Source organism: Candidatus Westeberhardia cardiocondylae, from assembly GCA_001242845.1.
In the GTDB taxonomy this organism is placed as follows: domain Bacteria; phylum Pseudomonadota; class Gammaproteobacteria; order Enterobacterales; family Enterobacteriaceae; genus Westeberhardia; species Westeberhardia cardiocondylae.
The window spans coordinates 84,744-96,935 of record LN774881.1 but is presented as its reverse complement, the minus strand read 5'-3'; the positions used below and the strand labels follow the sequence as shown (position 1 = coordinate 96,935).

The 12,192-nt window shown below is 24.9% G+C and carries 9 protein-coding genes and 1 tRNA gene; 3 read left to right on the top strand and 7 right to left on the bottom strand.

What is annotated here, in order from left to right; translation table 11 throughout:
- Nucleotides 1-23: 23 nt before the first annotated feature.
- The 5 genes from rpsJ to rpsU all read right to left on the bottom strand — a co-directional run bounded on the left by rpsJ (nucleotide 24) and on the right by rpsU (nucleotide 5,292).
- Complete coding sequence (rpsJ, locus tag WEOB_RS00395; protein WP_281263943.1) at nucleotides 24-335, bottom strand: 30S ribosomal protein S10; 312 nt, start codon at nucleotides 333-335, stop codon at nucleotides 24-26.
- 569 nt (nucleotides 336-904) lie between these two features.
- Nucleotides 905-978: transfer RNA gene (locus WEOB_RS00390), tRNA-Ile, on the bottom strand.
- Nucleotides 979-1,101: 123 nt separating this feature from the next.
- Entirely contained in the window at nucleotides 1,102-2,982 is a 1,881-nt protein-coding gene (gene rpoD / locus WEOB_RS00385) for an RNA polymerase sigma factor RpoD (protein ID WP_281263942.1), read from the bottom strand.
- A 158-nt stretch (nucleotides 2,983-3,140) separates the two neighbouring features.
- Nucleotides 3,141-4,922 (bottom strand): DNA primase, encoded by a 1,782-nt coding sequence (gene dnaG / locus WEOB_RS00380; RefSeq protein WP_281263941.1) that lies wholly within the window; start codon nucleotides 4,920-4,922, stop codon nucleotides 3,141-3,143.
- A gap of 154 nt (nucleotides 4,923-5,076) precedes the next feature.
- On the bottom strand, nucleotides 5,077-5,292 hold the full coding sequence (gene rpsU, locus WEOB_RS00375; RefSeq protein ID WP_281263940.1) for a 30S ribosomal protein S21: 216 nt from the start codon (nucleotides 5,290-5,292) through the stop codon (nucleotides 5,077-5,079).
- 430 nt (nucleotides 5,293-5,722) lie between these two features.
- On the opposite strand from rpsU, the gene tsaD reads away from it, so the two are divergent.
- Both tsaD and WEOB_RS00365 read left to right on the top strand, forming a co-directional pair.
- A complete protein-coding gene (gene tsaD, locus WEOB_RS00370; protein WP_281263939.1) occupies nucleotides 5,723-6,739 on the top strand; it encodes a tRNA (adenosine(37)-N6)-threonylcarbamoyltransferase complex transferase subunit TsaD in 1,017 nt (338 codons plus the stop codon).
- A gap of 285 nt (nucleotides 6,740-7,024) precedes the next feature.
- Nucleotides 7,025-7,420, top strand: a complete 396-nt coding sequence (locus tag WEOB_RS00365) for a dihydroneopterin aldolase (RefSeq protein ID WP_281263938.1) — start codon at nucleotides 7,025-7,027, stop codon at nucleotides 7,418-7,420.
- Nucleotides 7,421-7,507: 87 nt separating this feature from the next.
- Here WEOB_RS00365 and WEOB_RS00360 read toward each other — a convergent pair whose 3' ends face one another.
- Both WEOB_RS00360 and pssA read right to left on the bottom strand, forming a co-directional pair.
- Nucleotides 7,508-8,734 carry a multifunctional CCA addition/repair protein gene (locus WEOB_RS00360; protein ID WP_281263937.1) on the bottom strand — a complete coding sequence of 409 codons (1,227 nt, stop codon included), beginning with the start codon at nucleotides 8,732-8,734 and terminating at the stop codon, nucleotides 7,508-7,510.
- Nucleotides 8,735-9,029: 295 nt separating this feature from the next.
- The gene (gene pssA, locus WEOB_RS00355; protein ID WP_281263936.1) at nucleotides 9,030-10,418 is read right to left on the bottom strand and encodes a CDP-diacylglycerol--serine O-phosphatidyltransferase; all 1,389 of its coding nucleotides are present in this window, start codon (nucleotides 10,416-10,418) and stop codon (nucleotides 9,030-9,032) included.
- A gap of 751 nt (nucleotides 10,419-11,169) precedes the next feature.
- On the opposite strand from pssA, the gene rsmD reads away from it, so the two are divergent.
- The gene (gene rsmD / locus WEOB_RS00350; protein ID WP_281263935.1) at nucleotides 11,170-11,742 is read left to right on the top strand and encodes a 16S rRNA (guanine(966)-N(2))-methyltransferase RsmD; all 573 of its coding nucleotides are present in this window, start codon (nucleotides 11,170-11,172) and stop codon (nucleotides 11,740-11,742) included.
- The last annotated feature ends 450 nt before the right edge of the window (nucleotides 11,743-12,192 follow it).

Here is a 12,192-nt window from a genome sequence, read left to right as displayed (position 1 = left end):
TGCATATTTATATCCAATCAAAACTAACCTAAACTAATTTGTACATCAACACCAGCAGCTAAATCCAAACGCATTAATGCATCGACAGTCCTTTCTGTAGGTTCAACAATATCCACTAAACGTTTATGAGTTCGCAACTCATATTGATCACGAGCATCCTTATTAACATGAGGAGAAACCAAAATAGTAAATCGTTCCTTACGGGTAGGCAAAGGAATAGGTCCTCGAACTTGTGCACCAGTTCTCTTAGCAGTTTCAACAATTTCTATGGTTGATTTATCAATCAATCTATGATCAAATGCTTTTAAACGAATTCTAATTCTTTGATTTTGCATAATAACTATTCCACAAATAAATATAATTACGTAATTAATTACATTTTATAAAATCTTTACTTTCATAATTCCAAAAAATTATTTATAAAAATTCAACAAATTTCTACAAATAAAAATTGATAATAACAAAAAAATACATATTAATATAAAAAAACAATAAAACCAATTTTATCACAAAAAAATAAGAAAACCATATGAAAACAACCTCAAAAAACTTACAGTATATTAAAATAAATCACAACATCAAATTTATTTATATAAAATTAAAATATGAAACATAAAAACTACAACACAAACTCCAAAAAATTTCTTTCATTATACGAATAAAAACAAAACTTCAAAATTAAAAAATTTTTATTAAATATAAAACTCACTACACGAATAAAAATATTATATAACTAAAAACAAAATAAACAAACTCAAATAAAATTTGACACAAGTATTATATAAAATAAACATGTTATTGAACTAGCACCACCACAGATAATTATAGCACATAAATTGTACAAATTAAACCAAAATTAACAAAATACAAAAGTAAATTTTAAATAACAAATCAAAAAAACACATGGCCCTTGTTGGATTTGAACCAACGACCAAACGATTATGAGTCGTCTGCTCTCACCATCTGAGCTAAAGGGCCACAAAATAATCAAAATAAATCTAAAATACATATTAAAAATAGCATAAATTCATATAACTGCAAAAATATTACAAAATTCTGTATCAACTTATAAACAAAACCAATAAAATCGAATGAACTCAATTAATCATCTAAAAAACTACGTAATATTTCAGCACGACTAGGGTGACGCAATTTACGCAGTGCCTTAGCTTCAATTTGCCTAATCCTTTCGCGAGTTACATCAAATTGTTTTCCTACTTCTTCCAACGTATGATCAGTATTCATGTCTATACCAAAACGCATTCGCAATACTTTTTCTTCTCTAGCGGTAAGACCTGACAAAATAGAATGTGTTGCTGAACGTAAACTCTCTGCAGTCGCAGAATCTAAAGGCAACTCCAAAGAAACATCTTCAATAAAATCCCCTAAATGTAAATCTTCATCATCCCCAATAGGGGTTTCCATAGATATAGGTTCCTTAGAAATTTTTAGTATTTTTCTAATTTTATCTTCTGATATCAACATACGTTCTGACAATTCTTCTGGGGTTGGTTCACGACCAATTTCCTGCAACATTTTTCTTGAAATACGATTTAATTTATTTATAGTTTCAATCATATGAACAGGGATCCGAATAGTACGTGCTTGATCTGCGATAGATCGGGTAATAGCTTGGCGAATCCACCATGTTGCATAAGTAGAAAATTTATACCCTCTACGATATTCAAATTTATCTACTGCTTTCATCAAACCAATATTTCCTTCTTGAATCAAATCTAAAAATTGTAAACCACGATTTGTATATTTTTTAGCAATAGAAATAACCAAACGTAAATTCGCTTCCACCATTTCCTTCTTAGCGCGCCTTGCTTTTGCTTCACCAATCAACATGCGACGATTAATATCTTTGATTTGCTCAATACTCAAACCTGTTTCTTTTTCAATTTCATGTAATATATTCAAACTACAATATACATCTTCTCCCACATTTTGCAAATTTTCAGCCCAAGGTTCCTTTTCTAATAACGCTTTTTTAAACCAAAATTCACTAGATTCATTTCCAGAAAATAAAAAAATAAATTTTTTCTTCGGCATTTTACTAACATCAACACATAATTTCATAATAAAGCGTTCCTGTGTTCTAACACGGCATACTATAGTTCGAACGATATTTACCAAATAATCAAACTGTTTTGGAGCTAAACGAAATTGTTTAAAAATATCAGATAGATTCAAAATTTCTCTAGAAGATTTAATATGTTTTCTACCATACATCTGAATAATTTTATGAGTAACATAATATTGTTTTTGTAATTCCATAAATTTATTTTTTGCTAATTCTAAATCAACAATATTATTATCCTCCTCATTTACATCACGATTATTACTATTTTCTTCATCACATTCATTTTTACAAACATTATCTAAAGAAATCTTAGATTTAATATGTGACGTGCTAGATACCGTAGAAATTGAATTACTATTACTCATAACATTCTCATTAAAATTAGTATCAGAAAAACCTAAAACTAAATCTGATATACGAATTTTATTAGAAACAACATGCTTATACTGTCCTAATAAGTATAAAATCACTAAGGGAAATTCAGATAGAGAACGCTGCACTTGATTAATTCCATCCTCTATTCTTTTTGCAATATCTACTTCTCCTTCTCTAGTTAATAATTCCACAGAACCCATTTCACGCATATACATACGAACCGGATCAGTTGTATAATTAATTTCAGAATCAACACTTGACAAGACTTGAGCAGTAACAACTTCTAAAGATTCTTCATCTGCATTTGAAGCATCAGAAATTAATAAAAGATCTTCAGAGTTAGGTGCATCTTCTGTAACTTGAATTCCCATATCATTTATCATTTGAATAATCCCCTCAATTTGATCGGAATTCACAATATCATTTGGTAGATAATCATTAATCTCAGAAAAAGTTAAATACCCCTGTTCTTTCCCGCGGGTAATAAGCAATTTTAATTGTGATTGTGGATTCTGCTCCATATTAATAATACCTGTTTTCAAAAACAACTTAAAGACATAAAATTATACAATATCTTAATTAAAATTAAATTTCTATATTTAAATTTACATTTTAATAAAAACATAATCTGCACAATCAATACATGAATCATATTTATGATATATTTTCTAATACAAATCTAATGCAACGAAAAAACATCATTAATTTTTTTAGATAAAACTTTATTTAAAATCCAAAGCAACTCACGATTTTTTTTAGTTAAACCTGAAATGCGATCTTGAACAATTAAAGCATCTCTATAATGCCCAAGAACAAAATTATACAAATGTATCAAAAAATCAATAAATATCTCCTCTATTACATTATTATGAATCATATTATCCCACACAGCAAGCCGCTTTAATTCAAAATAATATTCTCGACCTCTATAATACTCTAGCAATTGACCAGTAGTTAAACTAGGTGTAATCTTACAAATTTGAATTAATTCTATAAACAAAGACAAACCTGGAAGAGGTATTTTTTTCATACCTTGAACGGAAACAACAAAAATAGAAAGTTGAGGATTTTGTACTAACAAACTAATTAACATACGCATATTTTTAAATTTTATACATTTACTAGAAACATCATGTTTGATAGATGAATTATTAGAAAAAAATTTTTCTAATGAATATTCATCAATAATACCTAATTTATAACCTAATTGTTTCCGTAAATATAAACGAAACGTCTTTCCAGGAATTTTATTTATTAACGGAAGAGCTAACTCCCCTAATTTAACTAATCCATCAGGAGTACTTAAGTCAATCTTACGCATTAAATATTCAAACAAAAATTTTGATAAAGGATCAGCAAAACTAATACATTTCTCAAATTTACATTTTCCAATTTTTTTTATTAAACTATCAGGGTCCTCCCCATTTGGTAAAAACATAAATTTCATCTGCTTTCCATCCACTAAATACGATAAAGATTTTTCCAAAGTATTCCAGGCAACTCTACGTCCGGAAAAGTCCCCATCAAAACAACAAATTACCTGATCAGAAAAACGATATAAAAGTTGAATTTGTTCGCAAGTAATAGATGTTCCTAATAATGCCACTACATAATTAATACCAAATCTTCTTAATGTTAAAACATCCATATATCCTTCTACAACAATTATACGAGATAACTTAGAAAATTTACACAATCGAACATGATACAAACCATACAAATGCCTGGCCTTATGAAAAATTCTAGTTTCAGGAGAATTCAAATATTTTGGTTTTTCGGAACAAAATATTCGTCTTCCACCAAAAGCAACAACTCTTCCTTTATCATCTTGTATAGGAAAAATAACTCTACCTTGAAATCGATCATAAACATTTCCGTCGTTATCAACCACAGCAATACCAGATTCAATAAGCAAATTTAATCCAGTTTTTGATGAACCAAAAACTTTAATAACATTATTTTTTTTATCTATTGGAGAATAACCAATAGAAAACTGTTTAATAATATCGTTATCTAATCCTCTTTTTTGTAAATAACAAGATAAAAAAGATGAAAATTTTTCTTTTCTTAAAGAATTTTGATAAAAACGAGCAATTTCATCCATGATTTTATACAAACTCTTACGCTGATAATATTCATCGAAATCTACTTTTTTATCAACTTCATAAAGTACATCTAAATTGCAAAATAGAGCTAATTCTTCAACAGATTCTACAAAATTAAGTTGATCATAACACATTATAAAATCAATAGCATTCCCATGCGCACCACAACCAAAACAATAATAAAACTGCTTATTATGATTTACAGAAAATGAAGGGTTTTTTTCATAATGAAAAGGACAAAGAGCATAAAAATTACTTCCTTTTTTTTTTAATTTAACACGAGAACTAATCAAATCAACAATATTAACGTGAATCAACAAATCTGTAATAAAAATACGAGAAATACGTTTAAGCATATTTTATCATAAAATTTTTAATTATATTTAAAAAAATAAATTTAATAAACAAAAAATAACCATAACATAGCACACAAGATAATTATTCAACAAAATCATTACCCAAAAAGCTAAAACTATCGTTGTTAACTATAAATTATCCTTTTAATAAATACTAAAATAATCGAAAACGACGTAAATTTTCACGAGCCGACTTTTTTGCATAACGTTTAATTGCTGATTCTTTTGCTCTTTTTCTTTCAGTAGTTGGCTTTTCGTAAAATTCTCTACGACGAACCTCAGACAAAATCCCGGCTTTTTCACAAGAACGTTTAAAACGACGCAATGCTATATCAAAAGGTTCATTTTCTCTTATTTTTATTATTGGCATATACATTTTCTCCTTAAAAATATTAACAAACAAAAAATTATATTGCATAGCATAATATTTATTGCTAATATGATCTTTTTTAAATAAACTTTCGCTTAACTCTTATAAATTTCTCAATCACAACATCTTAATGTACCAAAAATATAAAATTGCAAAAATAATATAAATTAACTAAATTTGTAAAACAAACTTAAATGTACAAAAACATAACTTATCTATAAAATAATAACAAAGTTTCTATCAAACTTTTTTCAAATATTAAGATAATCAATTTATGTAAATTTATATAATAAACAAAATCAATATTTAAAACAATACAAATTCTATTAAAACACAAATAATCTGTTATCAAACTTTAAAATATTCAAACACCATATTTAGAATCTAAAACAAATTTAGCAAAATTATAAATATGAAAAATTAGCAAAATATGACATTAATTTTAGGAATTGAAACATCTTGTGATGATACCGGAATTGCAATATTTGATAAACATAAAGGTTTATTAAGTAATAAACTTAATCATCAAAAATTGCACGCTAAATATGGGGGAATAGTTCCAGAACTAGCTGCTAGAGAACATACCAGAATGGTAATACCACTTATTCAGCGTTGCCTGCAAGAAACAAAATTATCAATTAAAGATATTCACGGTATTTCTTATACCGCTGGCCCTGGATTAATAGGTTCTTTAATGGTAGGATCTGTAATCGGAAACACATTAAGTTATATATGCAAAGTACCAGCTATCCCAATACACCATATGGAAGGACATCTTTTATCTCCTATGTTGAAAACTCCTTCATTATCTTTTCCATTAGTAGCATTATTAATATCTGGTGGGCATACTCAATTAATATTTGCTAAAAAAATTGGAAAATATAAAATATTGGGAGAAACCGTTGATGACGCAATTGGAGAAGCGTTTGATAAAACCGCTAAACTTCTAGATTTACCCTATCCTGGAGGAAAATCACTATCCTTATTAGCAAAAAAGGGGATTCCTAAACAATATATTTTCCCATTACCTATGACTAAAAAAAAAGGACTAGAATTCAGTTTTTCTGGACTAAAAACTTTCGCAGCTAATGTTATTCGCAATTCTAAAAAAAACAAACAAACAAAAGCAAATATTGCTCTTGCATTCGAAAACGCAATAGTAGAAACATTAATTATAAAATGCCATCGAGCGCTAAATTTAACTAAATGCAATAATTTATTAATTTCTGGAGGAGTAAGCGCAAATCAAAAAATCAGAACAAAACTAAAAAATATGATAAAAAAAAGAAAAGGAAAAATATTTATTACACCAACTAAATTTTGCACAGACAATGGAGCAATGATCGCTTACGCTGGAATTCTACGATTAAACAATCACAAAAAAACAAATTTAGAAATATTAGTACAACCAAATTGGTCAATAGAAGACCTCCTACCTATAAACTAAATTAATAAAAATAAATCTTATAAATTTATATAAAATTTTAAACTCATGCACAACATTACTTTTAAAAATATAAAAATTTCATTAATATAAAATCTACATAGCTAACTTATAAAATTAAAAATTTTTCTATTAAACAATACAATATAAAAGATATATACCTAAATATCTAAATAAAAAACTAATTATCAAACCAATTTAATAAAAATTTCATACAAATATATAATAAAATTTCTTTACGAAAAATTTAAAAATATTAAAATAAAATCAATAAAACATAAAAAACATATGGATATTTTATTTATAAAAAAACTAACAATATTATCATATATCGGAATTTATGAATGGGAAAAAAAACACTTACAAAAAATAACAATTGACATAAAAATAAGAATAAATAATACCAAAAAAAATAAAAATAATACAAAAAAATTTATAAACTATATAAATATAGTGAACACTATCATGTTATTCATGAAAAATAAACACTTCTATTTAATAGAAGATGTAGCGGAAAAAATAGCAACAATGCTAATAAAAAAATTTCAATTATCTTGGTTACAATTAAAGATAAGCAAACCAAGCGCAATACCACAAGCCAAAAATGTCAGCTACCTAATAACAAGAAAGTATACTAATATTAACAATATATACAATTACAACCTATCAAAAATTAAAAAATAAGATTCAATAACCTTGAACCACATAATTCATAAAATATGAAATCAATATTCTCAACTCACACAAAAGATAAATTATAAAATTTTAAAACTAATTCTTAATATTATAAATATTTATCCATTTACCTAATACATCTTGTCTTCTAGCATTTAAAACATTGGAAATATTTTTTCCTGTAAAACCTTCTTGAATTATCTCTTTTGCCGTAATTAAATTAGCTATTTCATAAGCTTTTCTTAAAAACTTTATTTTTTCTTTATAAAAATCATTACATCCAATGTTTCCTAAAAGATTAGCTTCGCTAACTACAATTAATTTTTCTAGTTTCTTTTTGTGATGCCAAATATCAATATCATTAAAAAACTGAATTAACTTCTCAGAAGTCACTCTATTAACAGTGTATAAAAAATCATGATATTTTGCTGTAATTTTCGCAAAATTTTTAAAAATATTTGGTATTCTTAATCTTGTACAAAACTTTTCTATTACTCTTTGTCCTAAAACTTCATGATCGAAATGATTAGGCCAAAATTTTTTAGAAGTGAAAATTTTTCCAAAATCATGACACAGTGCAGAAAATCGAACTACAGCGTCGCAAGATAATTTTGAAACAATAGACATAACCGCTAATGTATGAACCCCAACATTAATTTCTTTTTGTAAACTTGTCAAAGTAGGTATGCTAAATAAAGAATGTATTTCTGGAAATAAAATTTCTAATGCACCACAATCCCGTAATACCTGAAAAAATACATGAGGATTTTTAGTCACTAAAGCTTGCTCTGTTTCTTTCCAAACCCTTTCTGGAGAAATCCATTTTAATTCACAACACATCAATTTCATTAATAATAAAGTTTTCGAATCTACAGAAAAACCCAGATGAAAAAAGCGCGCAGCAAATCGCGCCACACGCAATACACGCAATGGATCTTCACAAAATGCATTAGAAACATGACGCAATTTACAAAGACGAATATCATTTATTCCATTATATGGATCAATAAAATTCCCATACTTATCGCGAGCAATAGCATTAATAGTCAAATCTCTACGTTGTAAATCTTCTTCTAAAGAAATATCTTTAGATATACAATTAAAATCAATATGCCTCTTTCCATATTTACGATCAACCCTAGCTAAAGCATACTCTTCATGGTTATTTGGATGTAAAAAAACTGGAAAATCTCTACCAACCTGCTGAAATCCATTTTTTAACATTTCTTGGGGAGTGGATCCAACTACCACCCAATCCCGTTCAACAACAGGAATTTTTAATAAAGTATCTCGAACAGCACCACCAACTAGATATATTTCCATATTCTCGTTTGTACAAAAATAATATTTAAAAAATAAAATTTTATTTACTTATAAACAAAACAATCATAAATTATTTTCTATAAAATTAAAATATTTTAATAAACAATATTTATTTTCCACGTAAGTTAAAATATTAATTATAAATACAGCTAAATTCAATACACATTGAGAACAAAATTTTTCATATATAAAACAAAATTTCTTATAAAAACAAAATATAATTTTCAATTTTCAAAAATAAATTTAATACAAAAAATCATTCATAAAATTCCCTAATTTACAAAAATTTTCAAAATTATAATATTTTTTTCAACAATCTAGCTATATAAATATAGCATATACGATAAATAAACCTTCTTATTTTAATAGGATAGTCTTGAATACCTTCAAAATTAGAAGAATCCTTAATAATTTTAGTATTTTTTCTAATCAAAAAAAGCTCTTTTTCATATTTAATACGTAATACCCCGTTGGGGTCATAAAACAATATTCCGTTTTCTAAATCTAATCTCCAGCTTCTAGAATTAAAATTATTTCCAGTAGACAAATACCAAACATTATCTATCCAAATACCTTTTACGTGATAAGTATTTTTTTTGTGTTTCCAAACCCTAACTAATAATTGCCCATTATCAATATATTTTTGTAATCGATCAACAAAGTTACATAAATTCATTTCATACAAATAAGGAATAATTCTTAATATTCCAAAAGATTTTTCTTTAGAAGAAACATAAAAATCATTAGCTTTTTTATCCCCTACAATAATTTCAACTATTTTCCCATCATGTAATAAACTGATTACACTTTTAAATAAAAATTTTGGAAAATTAAAATAAGGAGTACATAACGTCATTATAGCTTTGGTAGAACCAATCAAATGATAAATTGTTTCGTTCAAAATATTCTTTTCCCCCAGCCCTACTAATGGAATAACAGACAATGTGTTCGAATTTAAAACTCCTTTATAACAATATTGACTATTTTTTAAATGTTTACGAAACATTCTAATACGATTTTTATTAATTTTTAACTTTTTGGTGCAATCAGAAAAACAATTTATTCTATGCACTACCTTTGAAGAAAGTAATCTTTTATTAATATATTCAAAAAAAGAATCAGCTAAATATTTATTGCGAATAATTTGATACCGATCGCATCTATATTTGTCAAATTGATGAAAATACATATTATTTAAATTAGCACCTGTATATATCACCTGATCATCAACTATGAATCCTTTTAAATGAAATACTCCTAAAGCTTCATAAATATTAACAGGGACCCCATATACAGGAACATCTACATGAGAATATTTTTTTGCCATACTTAAATACCAATCAAGATTTGTAACAATTTTACGATTATTATTTACTAAAATACTACCAACACGATTTCTTTTAGCACGGTGCCAATCTACTAAAATAGCAATTTCTATTGAAGAATTTATATATTTTATATGATAAATTTCTTCTAACACCTTTTCCCCACTAAAATCTTTTTCTAAATATAACGTTGTTAAATAAATTCTTTTTTTTGCATTACTAATAATTCTCATAACAGAACGAAAAAAATCTTTCGGATTTAACAAAATATCAACATCCTCACTTTTTTGAGGAATTTTTTTTAATTTTTTAAGATATTGATAGTGCGTATTAAAATTATATGTTTTTAAAAATATCATAAACAATGTTTTAATTAAAATAAATATCAAAATTTTATAAAAGTTAATTATTTATTCAAAAGAATTTTGAAATCAAAACAATAAATTCTTTAAATATTTTGTTATCATAATTACAATTTTAAAATAACAATCTATTTAGTTTCATTAAAACATGAAACTAATGAAAATTTATATAAACCATAATACACAAATTTTATAATAAAATATTTCATATAAATACAAATTTAAAATTTAATTTTTAAAAAATATTTTTATTATCTCAAAATTATAATACATATATATAAAATACATTTTCTAAATCTATATCATCAAATATTTAATACAAAATAATTTTCTAAAAATTAATAATAAAATTTATTTTTCAATTATCCTTATAAATAATAGTATGTATTATTATTCAACTTCACAATTACAAAAAATCAAATTTGCAAAACAATTGTAATAAACATATACTCTACATCTACAAAATTCAAAAACCAATAATAAATATTTACTTAATATATAATATAAAACATTAAACTGTTAATATTATTTAAAAAATCAAAAATCAAAAAATTTAACCAAATATTTATGAAAACAAAATAAATTTTATAAAAATTTTTAATACAATTTTCTATGTAGAATTATTTATAAAATAGATTTTATTCTAAAAAACAATCTTATGAAATATAAATAATCACAATAAACAAACTACAAATGATACAAACAATAAAATATTTTTTAACATTAAATTTTATACAAATCTCATAAAATGAAAAAAAAATCCCAAAAAAAAATAAAAATTATTTCAGGAAAATGGAAAGGAAGAACATTAATATTACCAAAAAATCAACCAAAATTACGACCAACAAAAAACCAAATAAGAGAAACTCTATTTAATTGGTTAAACCCAATAATCTATAAAACACGTTGTCTAGATTGTTTTGCAGGAAGTGGAATATTAGGATTAGAAGCAATTTCCAGAGGAGCATCTATATCATTTTTATTAGAAAATAATAGTATAATTAGAAATTATACTATAAAAAATTTGCAAACATTAAAAATAAAAAATGCAATCTCAATTCTAACCAATAGCATATTTTGGTTAAAAAAAACAAAAAAAATATTTGATATAGTATTTATTGATCCACCATTTCAAAAAAAAACATTATTAAAAAAAACAATAAAAATATTAGAAAAAAAAATTTTATCAAAAAACGCATGGATCTACATTGAAACAAACGCCAATTCTTCCACTAACGTAACTATTCCAAAAATCTGGAAAAAATACAAAAAAAAAATCACAGGAAACGTATTATACCAACTATATCATAAATCAACTTAATCAAAATAATTCTAAACATCATTTAATTTTGTTCAAAATTTAATAAAATCATACAAAATGTATTTATTACAAAATCAGAAATATACTTACAAATATTCAATTCAAAAATTAGCCACAAATTTTACAAAAACATAAAATATACATTTAATAAATAAAAAAATTCCTAAAATTCAAAAAAACTGTTTCTAAAATTATTTACATTATCTTTGTTATGCAACACACAATAACAAATTTCCCAATTTTCACACATAGTTAATTTATACAAATTACTCCAATAATTTTGAAATCAAAAATAAAAACTAAAATTTAATAACTTTTTTAAAATTGAAACAACAAAAATCAATTTCACAAAAATTTAAACATAAAATGATTTGATTTTCATAAATTATATTGTAAAATTTCATTAGTAGTACATATATATTTCAATAAAATATAAATAATACACTATAA

Excerpts from the sequence above, each read along its gene's own strand:
- WEOB_RS00360 (WP_281263937.1), bottom strand. The coding sequence starts at position 8,734 with ATGGAAATATATCTAGTTGGTGGTGCTGTTCGAGATACTTTATTAAAA.
- dnaG (WP_281263941.1), bottom strand. The coding sequence starts at position 4,922 with ATGCTTAAACGTATTTCTCGTATTTTTATTACAGATTTGTTGATTCAC.
- rpoD (WP_281263942.1), bottom strand. The coding sequence starts at position 2,982 with ATGGAGCAGAATCCACAATCACAATTAAAATTGCTTATTACCCGCGGG.
- WEOB_RS00365 (WP_281263938.1), top strand. The coding sequence starts at position 7,025 with ATGGATATTTTATTTATAAAAAAACTAACAATATTATCATATATCGGA.
- rpsJ (WP_281263943.1), bottom strand. The coding sequence starts at position 335 with ATGCAAAATCAAAGAATTAGAATTCGTTTAAAAGCATTTGATCATAGA.
- rsmD (WP_281263935.1), top strand. The coding sequence starts at position 11,170 with ATGAAAAAAAAATCCCAAAAAAAAATAAAAATTATTTCAGGAAAATGG.
- rpsU (WP_281263940.1), bottom strand. The coding sequence starts at position 5,292 with ATGCCAATAATAAAAATAAGAGAAAATGAACCTTTTGATATAGCATTG.
- tsaD (WP_281263939.1), top strand. The coding sequence starts at position 5,723 with ATGACATTAATTTTAGGAATTGAAACATCTTGTGATGATACCGGAATT.
- pssA (WP_281263936.1), bottom strand. The coding sequence starts at position 10,418 with ATGATATTTTTAAAAACATATAATTTTAATACGCACTATCAATATCTT.